This is a genomic window from Paralteromonas sediminis (genome assembly GCF_003820355.1).
Taxonomy (GTDB): Bacteria; Pseudomonadota; Gammaproteobacteria; order Enterobacterales; family Alteromonadaceae; genus Alteromonas_F; species Alteromonas_F sediminis.
On record NZ_RPOK01000006.1, the window covers coordinates 192,648 to 211,240 of the forward strand.

Below are 18,593 nucleotides of genomic sequence, written 5' to 3' on the forward strand. Positions count from 1 at the left end.
TATGCCCGCTAAAATTTCTGTTAATCAGGTTTTTTCCCAAGATGGTGAACTGTCTAAGGTCCTTACAGGCTATACCCCTCGGCAGCCGCAAATTGATATGGCGGAAGCGATTGAAACGATTATTGAACAAGATGGTGAACTGATCGTAGAAGCCGGTACGGGCACAGGCAAAACCTTTGCCTATTTAATTCCTGCGCTTTTGTCAGGCGGAAAGTCTATCGTATCGACGGGTACAAAAAACCTACAAGAGCAGTTATTTCACCGCGACTTGCCATTAGTCAAAAAAGCTCTGTCGAGCAGAAAAAAGACTGCCTTGCTGAAAGGGCGGGCGAATTATTTATGTATTCATCGATTAGCCCAACACAAGGGCGGTGCAACCTTGGTTGACAAAGAAACCCTGTCGGAACTTTCTGTTGTTAGGTCGTGGGCAAATACTACCAAAACCGGCGACATCGGCGAAATCAGCACATTGCCAGAAGACGCCAGAGTGATCCCATTTGTAACGTCTACCGTGGATAATTGTTTGGGCAGAGACTGTCCTGATTATGACGATTGCTATTTGGTTCATGCCCGAAAAGAGGCGATGGAGGCCGACGTAGTGGTGGTAAATCACCATCTGTTTTTTGCCGACCTTGCGCTAAAAGACACCGGTTTTGGTGAATTGATCCCTGAGGCAGATACTGTCATTTTTGATGAGGCCCATCAGATACCTGAAATTGCGGCAGACTACTTTGGCGAGACGCTCTCAAGTCGGCAATGCGCTGATTTAGCAAAAGATATAACGTTGCTATACAGAACCGAACTAAAAGACATTGAGCAGTTAGAGCGCGCCGCCCAAAAGTGTCAGACCGCAGTGAGCGATTTGCGCTTGTGTTTTTCGGTTAACCCCAGCAAAGGTAATTGGCGAGAAGCCATGGCGGAACAGCCGGTGCAGCTTGCCATTGAAAAGCTGCGAGATGCTTTGTCAATATTGTATGAAGTTGCCAAGATCCACGTGGGGCGTCACAAAGAGCTCGATGCTATTTTTGAGCGCATCTTGCAGCTCAAAGGACGCTTGGACATGTTGTGTGATCTTGAGCAAATGGGTGTGAGCCTATGGTATGAAACAACGCAAAGACACATCATATTGCATTTGACACCCCTTAATATCGCAAAGAAATTCAGAGCCATAATGGATATGCATGAACGAAGCTGGGTTTTTACCTCGGCAACACTGATGGTAGATGGGGGATTTACGCATTTTCAGCGACGTATGGGACTAAAAGACGCGCAAACGCTGATGTTAGACAGCCCATTTGATTATCTCAAACAAGCTGTACTCTGTGTGCCCAGGGGAATCCCCGAGCCCAATAAGTTTGCTATGTTACAAACGCTCATTGATACTTCTGAGCGATTAATTCGCGCCAGTAAAGGGCGCTGCTTTCTGCTGTTTACCAGTCATGCCATGCTGCGAAAGGTGTCTGAAGGGTTGCAATCTAAAGTATCAAACCCGCTATTAGTTCAGGGGACAACGTCTAAGCAGGCACTATTATCTCAGTACATCAATCAACCGGATGCCGTGCTTCTGGGAACCGGGGCTTTTTGGGAAGGTGTAGACGTTCGGGGCAGTGATCTTGTTTGCGTACTAATTGACAAGCTGCCTTTTGCATCTCCGGATGACCCACTACTCCAGGCTCGTATAGAAGATTGTCGTAAACAGGGTGCAAATCCTTTTGATACTATTCAAATTCCGCAAGCGGTAATCACGTTGAAACAAGGTGCGGGAAGGCTCATCCGTGATCAGGAAGACAAAGGTGCACTAGTGATTTGTGATACCCGATTAGTGACTCATCCCTATGCAAAAACCTTCATAGCTAGTTTGCCACCAATGAAACGAACACGAGATATGTCAGTTGTTGAAGACTTTTTGGAGAATTTATGACCTGTGTAACTTTACTTGCTATTGATACCGCAACGGAAGCGTGTTCTGCAGCTATTTCGACAGAAAATAAGGACTTTACACGGTGGGAGGTATGTCCACAGCAACACAGTCAAAAGGCTCTACCTATGGTACAAGATGTTATGCATGATGCGGGTATGACAATTGATCAGGTCGATGTTCTTGTGTTTGGACGAGGCCCCGGCAGCTTTACTGGGGTTAGGATAGCGACGGGGTTAATTCAGGGATTAGCCTTAGGGGCTGAAAAACCCGTTGTGGGGGTGAGTACACTTGCTGCAATGGCACAGGAGGCGCAAGGAGAACGCATTGCAGTTGCAATTGACGCGAGAATGGGCGAGGTGTACTACGCAGAATATATTCGCTGTGATGGTCTGGTTTCGATGTTCAGTGATGAATGTGTTATTCCTCCTGAGGTTGCGATTGAAAAAGTGACGCAATTTAAACCTGACGGTATTGCTGGCAGTGGTTGGGAGGCTTATCCTGACTTGAAAAATGCCGTGCCAGACTGCAACGCATCGCCGCGTTTTCCTAGCGCACAATTCATGTTACCTCTGGCCCGGGCTGAATTTGAACAAACCGGAGGCCAAGCGGTTCAGGATATAGAGCCTACCTATTTACGTGACAAGGTGACGTGGAAAAAACTACCTGGCAAAGAATGATCCATTAACGGCATGTAGTTTGCTTTGGAATTGTGTTGTTCTACTAACGCTTTGACTTCATGCATATAGATGGTCTTAGTGGGGCGCTGACCGCACCTCACAAAGCAAAATATACTGAACCCTCAAAAGCGCCGGAGACTCAATCTCCAGCGCCACCTGTTTCCGTTGTTGCTCAAGCGCGAGTGACTGACGCAGGCATACGTGCTTCTATCAATAGGGATTTGCCAGAGCCTTCTCAGAATAAAGCGCTCAATGCTTACAATGAGATAGCGATCGCAGAAAAGAAAGACAATCTAACTGCACTACTGGGCATTGACGTTTACGCTTGATAAACAAGTAATTGCACTCAGAATTGAACGGATTCAGGTTTCATTCATCTATTGTTAAGATACTATTGTTAAAACCGCAAATCAGGATTTTGTTGTCATGCGCCACTTATTATTTATTGCAGTCATTTTTGCATCAGGATGCGCCATAGTACCGGAGAACATTAAAGTCGCCGACGAGACCGCACTGGTAAGCTATGAGCAGGTTGTGTCTACGGGCGACACAGCATTAACTAAACCCGCGCGCTGGGGAGGGATCATTGCCGGTGTGGAGAATAAACAAGGTAGCAGCGAAGTAGAGGTCGTTCATTTTCCATTAAATGGATACGGTAAGCCGGCTGTGGCCAATGAAAGTGCGGGGCGATTCAAAGTGAAAATGAAGGGCTTTTTGGACCCAGTGGTATTTGAACAGGGCAGAACGATTACCTTTACAGGCACTGTTGAAGCCCCTACAAAGGGCATGATTGGAGAACAGGATTATGTGTTTCCTACATTACAGGGAAACAGCTATCACTTGTGGAAAAAAGAAACGGTCTATGATGTCTCTTCTATACACTACAATTATAGTAGTGGATGGTATTCACCTTTTTGGTACAGCACGTTTCCTCACAGGTCTCGCTGGGGGGTGACCAATTCAAGGATCAGGATGGTCGAACGGGCTCCAGAGTCGAACCCAAAATCGGGGTCTACCCAGCAACAGCAAACTAGAAAAAGTGATTCAAAGCCGCCAAACACTATTAACAAGTCGCAGTAGGCAGTTTAGTCAGCGGCATTACAATTCCTTGAAAGCGGCAACTAATTGCTTTAAAAAGGCAAAATGTTGCCGCTTTTGAATTAACCTATGTGTTCAAACTCACCTTTAACTTTAGCGCCTTGGTCATGTGATTTAGGGTATATGACCTTGCGAGGCTTAAGTCGTGATGTAGCAGGTGCCCCATACACGGTTCTGGCAGTTCATGGTTATCTCGATAATGTAAATAGCATCAGGCATCTGGTTAATGCGTTCGACAATGCCAACTTTATAGGCATGGACTTAGCTGGACATGGTCATTCCGACCACCGGCCTCCGGGGGTGCACTATAATCAGCTTGATTATGTACAAGATATCGTGGGCGTTATTAATGCGTTAGCACTGAGCCGGGTAATTTTGCTCGGGCACTCGCTGGGCGGCATACTGGCATCTATTGTGGCCGCTGTTTTGCCCGAAAAGGTACATGCTGTAATAAGTATCGATGCTTTTGGGCCACTCACTGAAGAGGCGTCATCAACACTGTCTCAAATTACAGAAGCACTTTTTTCTCGCCAGCAAAAAATGATAAAGACGGACGCTAAAAAAGCCGATTTAGACAGCGCGGTCTTAGCGAGAGCCAACATGACAGACTTGTCGGCAGCCCATTGCCACACAATTTTAATGCGCAATATAAGCCGTGAAAATGGCAAGACTGTGTGGCGCAGTGATCCTCGGTTACGCACCAAATCTCTGTTGCGAATGACGCCTGAACAAGCGCAAACCGTCATGCAAGGTATTGATTGTCCATTTTTAGTGATAGGTGCCTCGAGCAGCTTTAAAAAGATGTCAGAGACCTTCGCTTCACGTCATACATGGGTTTCACAGGCTCAGTTAAAAGTGATCGAAGGTGGTCATCATGTGCACATGGAGCAGCCTGAGGAAGTTATCGCGCAAATCCGACATTTTGTTAGCAATATGTAAGCTAGATTGTGTATATTTATGAAATCTTCATATAGTATTAATCACCATAAACACACAAAGCAGTAAAGCCCTACTTCACAGCAACTGCCAAACAATAATAATTTAGGAGAGATTGTGGACAAAACCTGGCTGAATTTTTATGACCCCCGTGTTAATCCAGACATTGATCTTTCAAAATACAACTCATTGCTAGATATTCTCGAACAATCTATTGAAAAATATGGTGATTCAACAGCATTTATCAACATGGGTCACGCCATAACATTCAACGAACTGGATACCTTATCCAAGAAGTTTGCCTCTTATCTCCAACAGTCCGGCCTGAAAAAAGGCGACGCCGTTGCCATCATGATGCCAAATCTAATTCAATATCCGGTTGCTATGTTTGGTGTATTGAGAGCAGGTATGGTGGTTGTTAATGTAAACCCACTTTACACCGCCAGAGAACTGAAGCATCAGCTCAATGACTCAAAGGCCAAAGCTATCGTTATTGTTGAGAATTTTGCTTGTACGCTTGCTGAGGTAATAGATGATGTCGGTATCGAGCAAATTCTGCTTACCTCTTTGGGCGATATGCTACCAGTCCCTAAGCGTTGGATAGTAAACGCTGTTGTCAAGCATGTTAAAAAAATGGTGCCCGCATACTCATTACCTTCAGCCAAGTCGTTTAAAAGTTCGGTATCCAGTGGTGTTGAGAGTCAATATGAAAGGCCTGATATGACGCTGGATGATATTGCGTTTTTGCAATATACCGGTGGAACAACGGGCGTATCCAAAGGGGCCATGCTTACGCACAAAAACATGTGTGCGAATTTAGAACAGGTATCGCAGATTCTTGAGACGTGTTTAGAACCGCAGCAAGATTTTGTGGTGACTGCGTTACCGCTCTATCATATTTTTGCTCTTACAGCGAATTGTCTGACGTTTATGAAGTACGGCTGCCCTAATCTGTTGATTACCAATCCAAGAGATATGCCAGCCTTTGTTAACGAACTGAGTAAGTATCCATTTACCGTTCTGCCTGGTGTAAACACGCTGTTTAATGGTTTATTAAATACTCCAGGCTTTGCTGAACTGGATTTTTCCAAATTCAAATTTGGTTTAGGCGGCGGTATGGCTGTGCAGCGACCGGTAGCGGAGAAGTGGCAAGAGGTCACAGGTACAGTCCTCCTAGAAGGGTATGGACTGACTGAATGTAGTCCAGTGGTAACAGTGAACCCGCCTCAACTCGAAAAGTATAAGGGTAGTATTGGCATGCCAGTGCCCTCAACTGATGTGAAATTACTTGATGAAGAGGGCAATGAAGTTGCTCTGGGTGAGGCTGGTGAGCTTTGGGTGAAAGGACCGCAGGTTATGGCGGGGTATTTAAACAGGCCAGAGGCGACCGCAGAAATTATTAAAGATGGTTGGCTAGCAACCGGCGATATCGCTAAAGTTGATGAGCAAGGTTACTTCTATATCGTAGATCGCAAGAAAGATATGATACTGGTATCAGGCTTTAATGTGTTCCCTAATGAAATCGAGGAGGTAGCGGCGATGCATGAAGATGTTCTTGAAGCCGCTGCTATCGGCGTACCCCACAATGTCAGTGGCGAAGTGGTTAAGTTGTTTATTGTTTCTAAATCAGGGAACTTGACTGAAGAAATGGTGATCACCCATTGTAAACAGCACCTAACAGGGTACAAGGTGCCTAAGCACGTTGAGTTCAAAGACGAATTGCCGAAAACAAATGTCGGTAAAATACTGCGTAGGGAGTTACGTGACTGATTATATCGACAGTGACGAACAGTTAATTAAGGTTTGTGAGCGCGCGTCAAAGCGCGCTTTTGTTATTCTGGATACCGAGTTTGTTCGTACAAAAACACTTACACCGTTATTAGGACTGATTCAGCTCAATGATGGCGAGCATGTGAGTCTCATTGACCCGCTTGCGCTGTCAGATATGAGCCCTTTTAAAACACTGTTGCGCAATGAAAAGTGTGTAAAGGTGCTGCACGCATGCTCTGAAGATCTCGAAGCGTTCCTGGCCAGTTTTGGTGTTGTGCCTGCTCCAGTATTTGATACTCAATTTGCAGCGCATTTGACGGGAATTGGCACCACTATGGGATACGCAAACCTTATTGAGCAGCTTTTGGGCATTGTGTTGGATAAGGGTGAATCAAGAACCGATTGGCTTGCCAGACCACTTAGTCTCCGCCAGTGCGAATATGCAGCTAATGATGTTATTCATTTGCTGCCAGCTTATAACATCATTCTCGAGAAGCTTACACCTGAGCAAGTCAACATCGTGTACGCTGAATCAGCGTTAATAGCAGAGAAGAAAAAAGCCCAGCTACCTGACGACTTTGCTTACCTCACCGTCAAAAATGCGTGGCGTCTTAATGGAAAGCAACGCTTTGTGTTAAGAGCCCTTGCAAAGTGGCGGATAGAGCGTGCAAGAGCCAAAAATATGGCATTAAACTTCGTTTTACGGGAAGGCGCTATGTTAAATATTGCGACCTACTTACCCCAGAGTAAGACGGCGTTGGCCAAAATTCATGGGCTTACGCCTATGGAAAACAGAATGGTCGGAGCTGCTGTATTACAGATAGTTGCAGACGCGCTCAAGGATTTCGAAACGCGAGGCGAGCAGCAGGGCGTGCCGCCAGTGAAAAGACTATCAGAAATCAAAACATACAAATCGGTGATGGCGCAGCTTAAGCAATGTGTCGATGGCATTGCAGCCGAAACAGGCATACCCAGTGAAATACTTAGCTCAAAAAAGCAGTTACATCAGTTGCTGAAATTTAGTTGGTTCGATATTGACGAAACCCGTTTACAAAACCTTAAACCCGATGTTTTAAGTGGATGGCGTAAGCCACTTTTCGAGGATAAAATCCACGCCATTCTTGAACAGGTAGCAAAGCAGTAATGAAGTATTGTGCTATATACAAAACAGCAAAAAAAGACGGACTTTATCTGTACGTTCCAGAAAAAGGTAAGTTTGACTCAGTGCCAGATACATTGATGGCTCAAATTGGACAACCCAAGTTGGTTATGATGTTACCGCTTGATAATGATAAGTCGCTTGCATCTGTCGATAAGCAAACCCTGATTGATCAACTTAATGAGAAGGGGTTCTATTTACAATTGCCGCCTCAATCAGAAGATTGGTTGGCAGAGCATCGCATTGCACTTGGGTTATCACCTCAGCCAACGAAACGAAATAGGTAATTCAATGCGCTTTTTGCTCTTTGTGTTTTTGTTACTGTGTTGTTCCTCAGGATTCGCTGACGAGACATTTGAACGATACCTTGACGGTCTGATTCTGGAGGCCTCAGAAGCCGGCATTAGTCAGGTGATTATTGACAAGGTCAGACCCACCATTAAGTATCGCCCCTCGGTTGTGAAAGCCGATAAAAATCAGCCAGAGAAAAAGATAACTCTAGACACATACCTTGCAACCCGTGTGCCCGACTGGAAGGTGTCACAGGCGCTCGAAAAAATGCAGGTGCACCATGAACTGCTCACTAAAATCAGCAGTGAATATGGCGTCCCTGCGCGTTTTATTGTGGCGTTATGGGGAAATGAATCCAATTTTGGTCGCATTCAGGGGAAACATCCTGTTGTATCTTCGCTGGCGTCACTGGCGTTTGAGGGAAGACGGGAAGCCTTGTTCAAGCGTCAGTTTATTGCCGCACTTACCATTTTGCAGCAGGGGCATGTTTCTGCAGACAAGTTTTTGGGGTCGTGGGCCGGTGCAATGGGGCAATCTCAGTTTATGCCAGCCACTTTTTTGGACTTTGCCGTGGACTATGATCAGGATGGTAAGAAGGACATTTGGAATACACCGGCTGACGTGTTTGCGTCCATTGCAAATTTTTTGGCGCGCCATGGTTGGGACGGAGACTATACCTGGGGTAGGCAGGTCAAACTTACCCAACCCATTAGCAGCAAGGATGTAGGGTTAAAGCAGACGCAGGCAAAGCCACTATCTGTCTGGTCCAATTATGGAATTACGCGCTTTAATGGTGAAGCCTTGCCGAACGCCGCTATTGATAGCTGGTTGATCATGCCTGACGGCACGGAAGGGCGTATCTATCTGGTATATAATAACTTTCAGACGTTGATGCGTTGGAACAGGAGCAGTTACTTTGGCATTTCCGTGAGTTATCTGGCTGAGCGTATAAAGAAAGGTGTGTAAGGGTATGTATAAACATATTACAACAAACCGAGAGGCAATTGGTTTACCCGTAGGCAAAGTAGTATGTGTCGGCAGAAACTATCATGATCACATTAAAGAAATGGCGTCCTCTGTGACAGATGCGCCCTTGCTATTTATGAAACCGACGAGTGCAATGTGTCATTTTGATACAGAAATTGCGATACCTCAGGAAAAAGGGGAATGCCACAATGAGATTGAGGTCGCTTTACTGATAAAAGACAAAGTCGATCGCCACACTGAAATAGATATGCCTTCACAAGTATGGGGCGTCGGTCTCGGATTAGACCTTACCCTCAGAGACATTCAGGCAGCGGCAAAACAACAAGGGCATCCGTGGGAAGCCGCTAAGAGTTTTGATAACAGTTGCCCGCTAAGTGGTTTTGTACCGTTTGCGGATATCAGGCTACCTTTGCGCTTCTCATTGCGGATCAACAACCAAGAAAAGCAATCAGGGTCGACGGAACATATGATTTTTGGTTTGCGTGAATTACTCTCTGCTATTGCTTCGTCTTTTACGTTGTTGCCTGGTGATGTCGTGTTAACGGGCACGCCGTCAGGTGTAGGTCCGTTGTTTACAGGTGATAAACTGCAAGCGACTATGGATAATTATCTCAATGCAACAGCGAGTGTGACAGCATGCCGTTAGAAAAAGCGTTTTGGGAAAAAAAATCCCTTCAAGACATGAATACCGAAGAGTGGGAAGCACTGTGTGATGGCTGTGCTAAGTGCTGTTTACACAAGTTTATTGACGATGATGAATCAGAAGAGGCAAAACCCACCGATGTAATAAACGCAGGTGAGACGATTGTCTACACCAACATTTCCTGTCACTTGTTAAATACCAAATCATGTGAATGTACTGCTTACCAAACCCGCACCGCGCTGGTACCGGATTGTGTTAAACTCACTAAAGATAACCTAAAAGACATTTTTTTCATGCCGCCGAGTTGCGCTTATCGCTTGTTGTATGAAGGCAAAGCGTTACCAGACTGGCATCCTCTGTTGAACAAGGGAAAGAAGGCTGCAATGCACAAGGCTGGCCAATCTGTTCGCAATAAAACTATCAGTGAAAACGATGTCGATCTTGAGTCATTTGAACACTTTATTGTTACTTGGCCGCTGGATACGCCTTAGCGTGTGATTGCATAGAGTAGGGCGTCTCTACCAAACACCCGCTTTCTGCATAATCCTTCTTTGACCGCATTCAGTTTGTGAGCAAGGTGGATGCTGGCATCGTTGTCAGATTCAATATATAACTCAAGGCGGATCAGGCTCATCTGCTCAAAGGCAAGGGTGATAAGTCTGTTGCAAAGCGCCTTTGCCAATCCCTGTCCTCGGGCACTGGGGTGCATCCAATAACCTAAGTTAGCGCATTGGTGTATTGGATGAATATAATTAATTAACCCCATTCCGAGACATCTACCCTGATACATTAATAAATAAGTTATGCCAAAACCTAACTGGCGCGAATGCTCAAGCTGTTTGATAGTATGGTGCGCATTACGCAACGAAACCGGGCACAGCGTTTTGCCCAGCCAAGGATGTACACTGGGCGCAGCGTCTACACCCGCCTTATGCAAAGGCTCTGCATGGTGTGATTGAATGCGCTCGATACTCACTGCACCCTGATTAGTGAGAATTGGCGGCAATCTTGAGGGAAGGGTACTTAATTCATTCAGCATGGATTAGGGGCGCTTAGCCATCCAGATTCTCGTGGTAAATACTACCGCAAAAGTCAAAATGTAGAGAGAAAACACCACAATCATCCATTGTGCCATGCCCCAGCCCATAAACTGCCAACTGTCATCGTTGCAAAAACCTGTGGCTTGAAACACCTGGGGTATCCATTCATGTAATGGCATGAATTCAGGAAAACGCGGCTCTATCTCGCAGGGTATAAAAGGGCTTGCCGTAGTGATAATGTCAAGGTGTTCTCTCGCCAGAATTAGGCCCCATACGGCAGAGGTGATCCAACCAAGATACCCGATTAATCGAGTGATCATAGTGTTTGCAATAAGAACCAAAAGACCTGCCAAGAGTATTCCAAAAATAGCGTTGCGCTGGTAAATACACATTACACAAGGCGCATACCCTTGCACGTGCTGAAATATTAATGCGGCCGCCTCTAGGGCAGTGGCGGTAAGTAATAAAACCAGCCAGCTACTGCGTTTGCTAGACCATTCACTTAACCAAGAAAAAAAAGCCATAATAAAACCTGTGTGGAAAGGTGACTAACTGCATCTGTGTGACAGTGAAAAAACCTTTATGTTCAATGCTATGCATATCATAAAGGGCTAGGTTGTCTTCTGCTAGTCAAAACTGTGAATTGAAATTTCAAATTATTTCAATTTAAACATGTGCAGAAATTGAAAGCCCGCATTTTCAGGTCTAATGTTGAGTATAGAGAGGCGTACAGATGGCCGATGTTTGCGGAGTGGCAAATGAACTTAGTCTTCCTCGATGAGGATACACCAAATGAGGAACCTGCTGAGTCATGGGCTGTGTTAGTAGTGGATGATGAGCCCGAAGTGCATACAGTCACAAACCTGGCGTTGGGCAGCTTGAGGTTTCAGGGAAAAGGACTTGAACTCATCAGTGCGTTTAGTGGTCAGCAAGCTAGGGAAATTCTGCAAAACAGAGGCGACATTGCCGCGGTTCTCCTTGATGTCGTTATGGAAACTGAAGATGAAGGCCTAAAAGTCGCCGACTTTATTCGCAACCAAATCCACAATAAAGTGACCCGCATCGTATTGAGAACCGGCCAGCCGGGTCTGGCGCCCGAAAAAGACGTTATCATTAACTATGACATCAATGACTATAAATCAAAAACTGAGCTCACCGTAGACAAACTCTTTACCGCGATGTATACCGCACTGCGCTCATACAGCGATTTGGTCACCATTGAAGCGAGCCGTCAGGGTCTTGAAAAGGTTATACAGGCGTCGGCAGATCTATTTTGTATACGAACCCTCGAAACCTTTATTAAAAGTGTGGTTCAGCAACTGAAACTTTTATCTGGTGAGAGTATGGGCGATGGTTATACAACAACCGCTATTGCTTGTCCCAGACCCATGCACCTAGATCAGGCTGATGAATTTTTTGTGTTTACCGGTGATGGTAACTACAGCCATAAGACAACCAGTTTGTTGTCTGAGACTATTCAAAATAGCCATATTACATTGTGTCAGCGAGCAATCGACTCTCAGTCATTGGTGCATCAGCAATCGCTTATAGCTGCCTATTGGAAAAGCGGCGCTAGTGGTGGTTCATTGCTCTTTCTTTCTGAGCTGACACATCAACCCAATGACGTTGAGTTTCGCTTGTTTCAAATACTGACACAAAATGTTCAGATCGCGTTTGAAAATGTTCTGCTTACCAGAGTGGTAGAAGACACCCAAAGGGAAATTGTTGAACGATTAGGGCTCGCTATTGAAAAACAATACGGGACTGGTCGTCACATACAGCGAATGGTGACACTCTGTGAATTTTTGGCAATAAAATCTGGTATGACCGATCGGGATATCGAATTGCTGAAGTTGGCGATCCCATTGCACGATATTGGCAATTCACGAATTCCTTATGCGATTGTCAGTAAACTTGGCAGGTTAACACCTGAAGAAGCGGACATCGTAAAAGTGCATGCTGAACGCGGCTATAACCTTTTGAAGGACTCGTCGCGGCCGACGATAAAAATGGCTGCACTACTTGCCAAGGAACATTACGAACACTGGGATGGAGGCGGGTATCCACATGGGTTAAAGGGAGAAGAAATTTCACTCGCTAGCAGAATCAGTACCTTAGTCGATGTTTATGACGCGCAGCGAAACATGCGTGCCAGAGACGCATTAATAACTAAAGAAAAAGTCATATCGCTTTTTCAGCAACAGCAGGGCAGACAGTTTGACCCTGATTTGGTTACATTACTTATGGATAACTTTGATTCTTTTGAACGTGTTATGACTGAGTTTACTGATTCAGCATGAGCGTATGCGTTTTTGCTAGAGGTATGGAACTGCTACCCTGATTCTCTTTTTTATAAGAGCGCGTTGGGAAGCGTGTTGTTGAGATATGTTCGAAGTATGCTTTAATGTTAGTGGTTTGAGGCAGCAGCGAGAAACTGTTATTCATGAAAGAGTTAGTTGGCGTATCTATAGGGTTATCGGCACCGGCAAAGCAGGAAGCTCCAACGTTAATTTACCCTTCTATCCCAATTGGCATCCAGCGAATGTGCTTTTTTGTGAATCGAACATCGAGTTGGGAATATACAGGCATCGACTCTCTGGAAGGTGTGGTTATTGGAATAGCGCATGACACCTCTATTGAGGAGCTCAATCAGTATGCCAAACAGTTTCCAAATAACTTTCAATATCAACCCTATCACGAGCGCTTCATCAGTCAAAACGTCAAAAAACTACAAAAAAATAGAATCGATACGTTTATTTCCACGCGAAACTCAACACTTTATACCTTGAAAAAACTCGATGCGATTGAAGATGTCAAAATCGCGGGTTGTGTCTCTTCAGCACCGGTTTATATCGCGTTTACGCCATCTAAGCTCATGGGATCTTTAATATCAGAACTTGTTAATCATTTCGACCAAGGTATGTCACGGCTGATTAAACAAGGATATGTCGATACTATTTTGCAAAAATACGATGTTGGCTTTTCTTCAGAAGACTTACTTAAATACAATCAGTAACTCGTTTGCAGTTCGAAGTCTCCGCGTTAATCACTTGTGAATAACTGTTTGTGAACCAAAACTCATCTGGTACAATCAGTTTGACAACAAGAAAAATTACACTAAACCGAGCATGACGTTATGATTTACAAAGCGCAGAGCCCAGCCGGGTTTGCAGAAGAATATATTGTTGAGTCTATTTGGAGTGGCCGTTTCCCACCTGGCACTATTCTTCCTGCAGAGCGAGAACTTTCTGAGCTCATCGGCGTTACCCGCACTACATTGCGTGAAGTACTGCAGCGTCTGGCCCGAGATGGCTGGTTGACAATACAGCACGGAAAGCCAACCAAAGTGAACAATTTTTGGGAAACCTGTGGTCTCAATATTTTAGAAACGCTGGCTCGGTTAGACCAAGCCGGTATTCCTGAGCTAGTTGACAACTTGTTAGCAGCAAGGACCAACCTAAGTGCGGTATTTATTCGTGGTGCAATTCGCAATAACCCCGAAAAAGCGGCTGAAATTATTGCGCGTTATAAAGCAGTTGGCGATGACGGGAAAGAGTTTGCCGACTTTGATTATCAGATGTCTCATGATCTGGCGATTGCCTCTAACAATAACGTATATGTGCTTATGATGAATGGGTTCAGAGGATTGTATTCGCGCATTGGTGGTTTCTTTTTCTCTCACAAACGTGCGCGTGACGTTGCGCGTGGTTACTATCAAAACTTGTTGGAAGTGGCAGAGAGAGGAGAGTATGACGGCGCACTGCTAGTGATAAGAGAATACGGAATCGAAAGTGGTAAAGTGTGGTTTGAAGTTCGTGACAGCATGCCCAAAGACCTTGTAGATTAAGGTCTTCCCATTGCCATACTAATTTATTTTAAACTTTTTTATAAATTAGTATGCGCTTTCTAATTTATCTTCCTAGAATGCACTCATAGTCTGCTACGGAGGATAACCAAATGACTAAAGTTGATATCAAAAATACGGTAAATACCGCTGAAGAGTTTGCACGTAAAATCTGGTTAGCCGGTTTGGGTGCGTATGGTAAGAGTGTTGACGAAGCACAAGGCCAGTACGAAAAAATCAGCACTGAAGCAAACAAATTGTTTGATGAGTTAGTAGCAAAAGGTGAAAACCTAGAAAGCGAAGCTAAAGGTAAAATCAAGCAAACAACGACTGACGTAGAAGCCCGTGTTGCTGACGTTCGTAAGAAACTTGGTCTTGATGCTGACAACAGCGACCAAAAAATCGAAGAATTGTCTGCAAAAGTAGACGCTTTGACTGAAGCTGTTGCAAAACTAGCTGCAAAGTAATGTTCTTTCAGAGCCGGCAGTAGCCGGCTCTTCCATCTTGTTCGTTCCAGGGAGATCACTCATGGAAAGCAAACAAAAAAAACAATCTCAAATTGATCAGACCGTAGCGCAGTTTATTGACGCTGGTATTGGTGTGGCAATGTTGCCTTTTTCTCTTGTTCAGCAAACCTTTGAGTCTACAAAAGACAGTACAAGCGCAAAGTTTGATGAATTGCAGGCAAGAGGCGAGAAAGTAGAGTCTGAGTTGTTTGGAAAAATTGATCCTGCTCGACAAAAAGCTAACCTGGCCAATATCTGTAATCAGGTTTCAATGATGTTGTCACCACGAGCGAGCAGAGAGGCCAAACTGGATACCTTGTCTAAAAAGGTCGACACCTTGGTAGAGTTAGTGTCTACATTGGCTGCAAAAAAAGCCGCAGAAGCGGAAGCAAAACCAAAGACAACAACAAAAGCTGCTGATGACAAGCCTAAGACAACGCGTCGTAAAACCACGACGGCATCAAAGGCAACGGCAGCCAGTAAGCCCACCGCTACTAGAAAGCGTACAACAACCAAACGTACGACGAAAACCAGTACATCGGGCGACAAAAAAGAGTCCTAAACCTTAAAAGCGCCAGTCATTTGTCTGGCGTTTTTGTTTCCTCTATTTCCGTTATCACTTTCTGCACTAACTTTACCCTTCCATTGTCAACTAAAGCCTTGCGCAATACATATTCAATCTGAGCATTGACGCTACGTAGTTCATCGTCGGCCCATCGTTGCATCGCATTGAGTACGTCTTCATTAATTCGCAGTGGGTAGGCTTTTTTGGGCATCTAGTACAGTGTCCCTGTGTTAACAATAGGCTGCGTAGCTTTATCGCCGCACAATACGACCAATAAGTTACTGACCATGGCTGCCTTGCGCTCCTCATCTAATTCGACAATTTCTTTTTCGGATAAACGTATTAGGGCCATTTCTACCATACCTACAGCGCCCTCTACAATGCGGTTTCGAGCGGCGATGATTGCAGATGCCTGTTGCCTTTGCAGCATCGCACTGGCTATTTCTTGCGCGTAGGCCAAATGGCTTATTCTGGCTTCATGCACAGTGATACCTGCCTTGCCCAAGCGTTCCTGAATGCCCGTCGCTAACTGATCTGCGATTTCAACAGGGTGACTCCTAAGCGCGATTTCGGCCTCATCGTCGTCACGAGGATCGTAAGGAAAGGTGCTGGCGAGAATGCGTAGTGCCGATTCACTTTGAATAGTGACATAGCTTTCGTAATCATCAACTTCAAAGACGGCTTCTGCAGAATCAGTCACGCTCCATACTACGATAGCTGCAATTTCAATAGGGTTACCCTGATTGTCATTGACCTTAATCTTGGCGCTTTCAAAGTTTCTGATGCGTAACGATACAGTACGTTTTTTGAAGAGCGGTATTGTCCAACGCAGACCACTGCGTTTTTCAGTACCCACGTAGCTACCAAAGAGTGTCATTACCTTGGCCTGATTGGGCTGAACCATAAAAAATCCCAACCAGCCAGAGGCTGCAATCACAGTTAATAGTATCTCCAATGAGTCGAATATACTCACAGGCGTGTCCATTACCCATAAAAGAAAAATACATACTGCTGTCAGTGCCATTAGAACGGCTGCCGCAACATAACCATTAAACGAAAATGCTTGTTTTTCCATATTTATATCCAATAAAAAAGATATCAAAGTGATATCACTCTAGTTTTGTTGGAAATGAATAGCAAGTTTTATTTAAAATGAGGCGTTAACAAATAACACCATGAAGTCGTTGATGTGATGTCAGAAAAACAAAAAATGCAGGAAGGCTTGGTCTATAATCCGCTGGATAAAGAACTGGTTGCATTGCGCATGCGTGCCAGGCGAATAGTAGACCGTATAAACAGTACTCCAATGACCAAAAAAGGTGACAGGAAGTCACAGTTTGAATCATTGTTTGGAAGCACGGGTCGTGGCTTTTATATTGAATCGCCGTTTCACTGTGATTACGGAGAAAACATCACAATTGGCGACAGGTTTTTTGCTAATTTTGGCTGTGTTATTTTAGATGCTGCGCCGGTCACAATTGGCAACAATTGCAAACTTGGCCCCCAAGTCGGACTGTATACTGCCACTCACCCTGTAGAACCGGAAGCTCGGATTCGGGGCGAAGAATATGCTTTACCCATTATATTAGGCGATAACGTGTGGATAGGCGGCAATGCTACCATCAACCCTGGAGTTCGCTTGGGGGACAACGTGGTTGTAGGTGCCGGTGCTGTCGTTACGCGTTCTTTCGATAATAACTGTGTGATCGCTGGCAATCCAGCTCGGCTGATCAGGAAAGCTTGTTCCAAAGATTTTGATGTTTCTTGTCAGCAAAGTAGTCACTCGGTTCCCAGAAGCGAGGAATAGTGGTTTCATCTTCTTCAATGCTTAGTTGAGATGATAGCTGAGCTCGAATTTCTTTGAGTCGCGCTTCACTGGTGTGAATGAGCTTTTTGTGATTACTCTGAAAGTAAAGGTTCTGATGCTTTTTTACAATGAGGTCTTTGCCCGATCGAATAAAAGACAAGTGACGAGTAACTGCTCTACATTGTGGCTCGGCAGGGCTTGCTGGGCATAGCCGATTAACAATGGCGTACTCATAAATATCTCGTGCTGTTCCTGTATCATCAAAGGGGATATAGCTAATACCGAAACCTTGCGGGAAATAACCAACCAACGCCAAAAAATATTCAGCCATCTTTGGGTTCAGTTTGCCGTTTTTAGCAAGTTGTTCAATGACCATGTAGCCTTTAGGCAATTCAGCGCGGTTGTAACCCTGTTTGGTAGATAATACAAAAGAGGCATATATCTGAGGGATCTTTATTAGTTCACCGACGTTGTGTTTAGCGGTAAACGCCTCAGCAATAACTTCTGTACAAAAATCCAATGCATCTTGCTCTTCTGCATAGAACTTATCTCTTTCTGCTTTGGAGTTACCCACATATCCCGGTAACCCCAAACCATTTTTTATATAGTCTAACGTGTAGTGATAATTGAGCTTTAATAGTTGCTTACGTTCTTGTTCATCAAGTACTCGAAACGGGTCTTTATTATTGTCAATGCCGTAGAGTATTTTTTGTGCTTGCGGATGTTGCAAACCTATGTCTTGAAACATGGCAGCCTTGATAAGTGGCCTAGCAATACCCGTTAGCCATTTTTCCTGCCAGTGTCGGTTGCCAGAAAACCGGCTGTGACTTTCAGTATACTGGCTTAAATAACCGTGTTTTAAGCTTCCTGATTTGAGTATGGCGTCACATAATCGCAAACTCAATATCGCTTTATAAGCAGGCTTTAGGGTTTGATGTACGTTGGCGAGCTGGTTGCTTGCAGCATCGCTGATGAGAAAGATGGTGCCGAGGCTTTTTGCACTTTGTTCTAGCGTTTCTTCCTCGGATTGGCCCTCAGAGAGCTTCATAAGATTACTGATTACATCATTAACCCGTGAGAGTCGCTCAAGGCGTTCATTATCGATGTCTCTTTTGAGTGATTTTAATTTGCTTTCAAAAGCATTGATATCGTTATCTTCGGCATTAGCAATATCACTTTGAACGGCGGCAAGTGAAGCTTCATTATCTTTACTCGCTTCAAAATACGCTTTTGCATCATTAAGCAGAGTTTGGGGTTTTGAACGGTGATCCCCGATTAAAGCGATAAGTTGCTTAACTTGTCTGGTATGTGCGCTATCAGTACCGCTCAATGCATTCCTTCCTATGACA

At 44.7% G+C, this 18,593-nt stretch carries 22 protein-coding genes; 17 read left to right on the forward strand and 5 right to left on the reverse strand.

From position 1 onward, the window contains the following. Window position 1 precedes the first annotated feature (1 nt). The 11 genes from DRW07_RS17295 (at window position 2) to DRW07_RS17345 (ending at window position 9,973) form a co-directional block, all read left to right on the forward strand. Window positions 2-1,921, forward strand: coding sequence for a DNA repair helicase YoaA (locus DRW07_RS17295; RefSeq protein ID WP_124029202.1), 1,920 nt, complete (start codon window positions 2-4; stop codon window positions 1,919-1,921). Then, on the forward strand, window positions 1,918-2,598 hold the full coding sequence (gene tsaB, locus DRW07_RS17300; protein WP_124029203.1) for a tRNA (adenosine(37)-N6)-threonylcarbamoyltransferase complex dimerization subunit type 1 TsaB: 681 nt from the start codon (window positions 1,918-1,920) through the stop codon (window positions 2,596-2,598). Before DRW07_RS17295 ends, tsaB begins: the two co-directional genes overlap by 4 nt. 59 nt (window positions 2,599-2,657) lie before the next feature. Continuing rightward, window positions 2,658-2,927 carry a hypothetical protein gene (locus DRW07_RS17305; protein ID WP_124029204.1) on the forward strand — a complete coding sequence of 90 codons (270 nt, stop codon included), beginning with the start codon at window positions 2,658-2,660 and terminating at the stop codon, window positions 2,925-2,927. Between the two features lie 97 nt (window positions 2,928-3,024). Further along, window positions 3,025-3,678, forward strand: coding sequence for a Slp family lipoprotein (locus tag DRW07_RS17310; RefSeq protein WP_124029205.1), 654 nt, complete (start codon window positions 3,025-3,027; stop codon window positions 3,676-3,678). An 87-nt stretch (window positions 3,679-3,765) separates the two neighbouring features. Beyond that, a complete protein-coding gene (locus DRW07_RS17315) occupies window positions 3,766-4,635 on the forward strand; it encodes an alpha/beta fold hydrolase (protein ID WP_124029206.1) in 870 nt (289 codons plus the stop codon). Between the two features lie 114 nt (window positions 4,636-4,749). Continuing rightward, entirely contained in the window at window positions 4,750-6,402 is a 1,653-nt protein-coding gene (fadD, locus tag DRW07_RS17320; RefSeq protein WP_124029207.1) for a long-chain-fatty-acid--CoA ligase FadD, read from the forward strand. Then, window positions 6,395-7,546 (forward strand): ribonuclease D, encoded by a 1,152-nt coding sequence (gene rnd, locus DRW07_RS17325; protein ID WP_240630707.1) that lies wholly within the window; start codon window positions 6,395-6,397, stop codon window positions 7,544-7,546. Before fadD ends, rnd begins: the two co-directional genes overlap by 8 nt. Further along, window positions 7,546-7,848 (forward strand): YcgL domain-containing protein, encoded by a 303-nt coding sequence (locus DRW07_RS17330; protein WP_124029209.1) that lies wholly within the window; start codon window positions 7,546-7,548, stop codon window positions 7,846-7,848. Before rnd ends, DRW07_RS17330 begins: the two co-directional genes overlap by 1 nt. A 4-nt stretch (window positions 7,849-7,852) precedes the next feature. Beyond that, window positions 7,853-8,818, forward strand: coding sequence for a lytic murein transglycosylase (locus tag DRW07_RS17335; protein WP_124029210.1), 966 nt, complete (start codon window positions 7,853-7,855; stop codon window positions 8,816-8,818). A gap of 4 nt (window positions 8,819-8,822) precedes the next feature. Further along, window positions 8,823-9,485, forward strand: a complete 663-nt coding sequence (locus DRW07_RS17340) for a fumarylacetoacetate hydrolase family protein (protein ID WP_124029211.1) — start codon at window positions 8,823-8,825, stop codon at window positions 9,483-9,485. Continuing rightward, window positions 9,476-9,973, forward strand: coding sequence for a YcgN family cysteine cluster protein (locus tag DRW07_RS17345; RefSeq protein WP_124029212.1), 498 nt, complete (start codon window positions 9,476-9,478; stop codon window positions 9,971-9,973). The genes DRW07_RS17340 and DRW07_RS17345 overlap by 10 nt, the downstream gene beginning before the upstream one ends. Here the strand turns inward: DRW07_RS17345 and DRW07_RS17350 are convergent. Together DRW07_RS17350 and dsbB are read right to left on the reverse strand one after the other, a co-directional pair. Beyond that, complete coding sequence (locus DRW07_RS17350) at window positions 9,970-10,521, reverse strand: GNAT family N-acetyltransferase (RefSeq protein ID WP_240630709.1); 552 nt, start codon at window positions 10,519-10,521, stop codon at window positions 9,970-9,972. The two genes, DRW07_RS17345 and DRW07_RS17350, sit on opposite strands and share 4 nt — an antisense overlap. A gap of 3 nt (window positions 10,522-10,524) precedes the next feature. After that, complete coding sequence (gene dsbB / locus DRW07_RS17355; RefSeq protein ID WP_124029213.1) at window positions 10,525-11,046, reverse strand: disulfide bond formation protein DsbB; 522 nt, start codon at window positions 11,044-11,046, stop codon at window positions 10,525-10,527. Window positions 11,047-11,280: 234 nt separating this feature from the next. On the opposite strand from dsbB, the gene DRW07_RS17360 reads away from it, so the two are divergent. The 5 genes from DRW07_RS17360 to DRW07_RS17380 all read left to right on the forward strand — a co-directional run bounded on the left by DRW07_RS17360 (window position 11,281) and on the right by DRW07_RS17380 (window position 15,434). Then, a complete protein-coding gene (locus DRW07_RS17360; RefSeq protein ID WP_124029214.1) occupies window positions 11,281-12,822 on the forward strand; it encodes a response regulator in 1,542 nt (513 codons plus the stop codon). A gap of 143 nt (window positions 12,823-12,965) precedes the next feature. Beyond that, entirely contained in the window at window positions 12,966-13,538 is a 573-nt protein-coding gene (locus DRW07_RS17365; RefSeq protein ID WP_124029215.1) for a substrate-binding periplasmic protein, read from the forward strand. A gap of 120 nt (window positions 13,539-13,658) precedes the next feature. Continuing rightward, complete coding sequence (fadR, locus tag DRW07_RS17370) at window positions 13,659-14,369, forward strand: fatty acid metabolism transcriptional regulator FadR (protein WP_124029216.1); 711 nt, start codon at window positions 13,659-13,661, stop codon at window positions 14,367-14,369. Between the two features lie 110 nt (window positions 14,370-14,479). Beyond that, window positions 14,480-14,833, forward strand: coding sequence for a phasin-related domain-containing protein (locus DRW07_RS17375; RefSeq protein ID WP_124029217.1), 354 nt, complete (start codon window positions 14,480-14,482; stop codon window positions 14,831-14,833). Between the two features lie 61 nt (window positions 14,834-14,894). Beyond that, entirely contained in the window at window positions 14,895-15,434 is a 540-nt protein-coding gene (locus tag DRW07_RS17380; protein ID WP_124029218.1) for a hypothetical protein, read from the forward strand. A gap of 16 nt (window positions 15,435-15,450) precedes the next feature. Here the strand turns inward: DRW07_RS17380 and DRW07_RS17385 are convergent, their stop codons facing one another. After that, on the reverse strand, window positions 15,451-15,648 hold the full coding sequence (locus DRW07_RS17385; RefSeq protein ID WP_124029219.1) for a type II toxin-antitoxin system antitoxin: 198 nt from the start codon (window positions 15,646-15,648) through the stop codon (window positions 15,451-15,453). Further along, window positions 15,649-16,518 carry an SPFH domain-containing protein gene (locus DRW07_RS17390; protein WP_377923171.1) on the reverse strand — a complete coding sequence of 290 codons (870 nt, stop codon included), beginning with the start codon at window positions 16,516-16,518 and terminating at the stop codon, window positions 15,649-15,651. 111 nt (window positions 16,519-16,629) lie between these two features. On the opposite strand from DRW07_RS17390, the gene DRW07_RS17395 reads away from it, so the two are divergent. Continuing rightward, window positions 16,630-17,244 (forward strand): sugar O-acetyltransferase, encoded by a 615-nt coding sequence (locus tag DRW07_RS17395; protein WP_124029220.1) that lies wholly within the window; start codon window positions 16,630-16,632, stop codon window positions 17,242-17,244. Here DRW07_RS17395 and DRW07_RS17400 read toward each other — a convergent pair. Beyond that, window positions 17,168-18,574: a hypothetical protein gene (locus DRW07_RS17400; protein ID WP_124029221.1), complete on the reverse strand. Its 1,407-nt coding sequence runs from the start codon at window positions 18,572-18,574 to the stop codon at window positions 17,168-17,170. The genes DRW07_RS17395 and DRW07_RS17400 overlap by 77 nt on opposite strands. Window positions 18,575-18,593: the final 19 nt, after the last annotated feature.

Coding starts and splice junctions, on each gene's coding strand:
- DRW07_RS17315 (WP_124029206.1), top strand. CDS start 3,766: ATGTGTTCAAACTCACCTTTAACTTTAGCGCCTTGGTCATGTGATTTA.
- DRW07_RS17310 (WP_124029205.1), top strand. CDS start 3,025: ATGCGCCACTTATTATTTATTGCAGTCATTTTTGCATCAGGATGCGCC.
- DRW07_RS17395 (WP_124029220.1), top strand. CDS start 16,630: ATGTCAGAAAAACAAAAAATGCAGGAAGGCTTGGTCTATAATCCGCTG.
- DRW07_RS17305 (WP_124029204.1), top strand. CDS start 2,658: ATGCATATAGATGGTCTTAGTGGGGCGCTGACCGCACCTCACAAAGCA.
- fadR (WP_124029216.1), top strand. CDS start 13,659: ATGATTTACAAAGCGCAGAGCCCAGCCGGGTTTGCAGAAGAATATATT.
- DRW07_RS17385 (WP_124029219.1), bottom strand. CDS start 15,648: ATGCCCAAAAAAGCCTACCCACTGCGAATTAATGAAGACGTACTCAAT.
- tsaB (WP_124029203.1), top strand. CDS start 1,918: ATGACCTGTGTAACTTTACTTGCTATTGATACCGCAACGGAAGCGTGT.
- DRW07_RS17380 (WP_124029218.1), top strand. CDS start 14,895: ATGGAAAGCAAACAAAAAAAACAATCTCAAATTGATCAGACCGTAGCG.
- dsbB (WP_124029213.1), bottom strand. CDS start 11,046: ATGGCTTTTTTTTCTTGGTTAAGTGAATGGTCTAGCAAACGCAGTAGC.
- DRW07_RS17330 (WP_124029209.1), top strand. CDS start 7,546: ATGAAGTATTGTGCTATATACAAAACAGCAAAAAAAGACGGACTTTAT.
- DRW07_RS17350 (WP_240630709.1), bottom strand. CDS start 10,521: ATGCTGAATGAATTAAGTACCCTTCCCTCAAGATTGCCGCCAATTCTC.
- DRW07_RS17340 (WP_124029211.1), top strand. CDS start 8,823: ATGTATAAACATATTACAACAAACCGAGAGGCAATTGGTTTACCCGTA.
- DRW07_RS17360 (WP_124029214.1), top strand. CDS start 11,281: ATGAACTTAGTCTTCCTCGATGAGGATACACCAAATGAGGAACCTGCT.
- DRW07_RS17365 (WP_124029215.1), top strand. CDS start 12,966: ATGAAAGAGTTAGTTGGCGTATCTATAGGGTTATCGGCACCGGCAAAG.
- DRW07_RS17345 (WP_124029212.1), top strand. CDS start 9,476: ATGCCGTTAGAAAAAGCGTTTTGGGAAAAAAAATCCCTTCAAGACATG.
- DRW07_RS17335 (WP_124029210.1), top strand. CDS start 7,853: ATGCGCTTTTTGCTCTTTGTGTTTTTGTTACTGTGTTGTTCCTCAGGA.
- DRW07_RS17295 (WP_124029202.1), top strand. CDS start 2: ATGCCCGCTAAAATTTCTGTTAATCAGGTTTTTTCCCAAGATGGTGAA.
- DRW07_RS17375 (WP_124029217.1), top strand. CDS start 14,480: ATGACTAAAGTTGATATCAAAAATACGGTAAATACCGCTGAAGAGTTT.